Annotated in this window: 1 protein-coding gene; it reads left to right on the forward strand. The window is 55.5% G+C overall.

Translation table 11 applies throughout. From position 1 onward, the window contains the following. Positions 1–114: 114 nt before the first annotated feature. A partial coding sequence (locus ADK28_RS02500; RefSeq protein ID WP_239686200.1) for a condensation domain-containing protein occupies positions 115–1,814 on the forward strand: 1,700 nt, incomplete at its 3' end.

Here is a 1,814-nt window from a genome sequence, read left to right on the forward strand (position 1 = left end):
CCTTTTATAATGTTCGAGTGCTTGGCTGCGACTCACTTTATTTAATTCGATTCATTCCTCATTTGTGGAGGTGGTTCCGTGTCCGCTTATTCCCTGACGACCGTGCAACAAGCCGTGTGGCTAGACCAATCTTTAAACCCCGATATCCCCTTATATAACGTTGGGTGTTTATGGCGCGTAGAGCGCGAGATTTCGCTACCGCTTTTTCAAGAAGCCATACGGCAAATACAGCAACAACATGATGCGTTGCAAACCACGCTGAAAGAAACGCCGCAAGGCATTACCCAGGAAACCTGCGACCGGGCCTATATCGACCTGCATTACCATGATTTTTCGCAGAGGCAAGATGCCATCAGCCTGGCAGAAACACACCTTCGTTCTCAATTCCTGCAGCCTTACTCACTGTATGACAGCCTGCTTTGGCGCTGCCACCTGGCCAAAGTCAGCGGATCCAGCACGCTATGGCTGCTTGCTTCCCATCATCTGATTGCGGACGGCACCTCAATTTCCCTGCTGAGCAAAATGATCATGGAGCGCTATAAACAATTAAAAGCAGGGATAAAAAACGAAGCCCCCCGCTCGCGTTACCAAGACTTCGTCATCAGCGATCGCGCCTATCAGCAGTCCCCACGCTACGAGCGCGATCGTGATTTCTGGTTGAAGCGTTTCATCGACGCGCCCCCCTCCATGCTGGAACGCCGCCAAAATCACTGTGAGCAACAAACCTACCCCAGCCATCAGATAATCAAGCGGTTGCCACGCGAGCGTTTCCTTCAGTTGGAACAATACGCCGCCGCACAAGGCGGTTCTGCCATGCATTTTTTTAGCGCTTTGCTGGCCACCTGGTTCGCCCGGATTTGGCAAACCGATCAATTCACGCTGGGCGTGCCGGTACATAACCGCAGTACCGCCGAACATAAGCAAACTTTGGGCATGTTTTCCTCGATGATCCCACTGCGCATCACGGTCGATTCACAGCAGTCCTTCGGCCACTTACTGCGACAAATCGGCAGCGAGCTGCGCCAGTGTTATCGTCACCAGCGTTTTCCCATTGCCGAACTCAACCGCCAGTTGAACCTGCATCAGCAGGAGCGGCGCCAGCTGTTCGACATCAGCTTTTCGCTGGAGGTTTTTCCGACCGACATCGAACTGGAGGGCAGCCAGTTCAAGGTTGAAAACCTGCACCACGGTCAGGAACAGCTGCCCCTCGGCGTCTACCTGCGCCATTACCATCCGGGCGACGACCCGCTGCTGGAGTTCAACTTCAATCAGGCCTGGTTCAGTCAGGAAGACGGTGAACGCATCGCCGCCCGCATACTGCACCTGCTGAACACCCTACTGGACGGCGATCCTGCGCTGCCGCTGGGGCAGTTGCCGCTGCTGTTGCCGCAGGAAAGACAGCAAATCTTCCATCAATGGAATGAAACCCGACAAACATGGGCAGACATGCCGCAAGGCGTACATCAATTCCTGGAACGGCAGGCCGCGCTGACGCCAGAAGCGCCGGCGCTGTGCTACGAAGACCACGAGATCAGTTATCAACAGCTGAATCAGCGGGCGAATCGATTGGCTGCCTTTCTCAGGCTGCAGGGATTACAGCCTGACGATCGCATCGCGTTATGCGTCAACCGCAGCCCGGATATGGTGATTGCCCTGTACGCCATCCTGAAGGCGGGCGCCGCCTATGTACCGCTCGATCCCGACTATCCGCAAGACCGTCTGCGCCACATGCTGCAAGATTGCGGCGCCAGATTCGTTCTGATCGACAATGGCGGCGAACACGCGCTGCACCCGCTGCGTGATATCGCCGTGCC

The sequence above is a fragment of the Serratia sp. 506_PEND genome, from assembly GCF_001076875.1.
GTDB lineage: Bacteria > Pseudomonadota > Gammaproteobacteria > Enterobacterales > Enterobacteriaceae > Serratia > Serratia marcescens.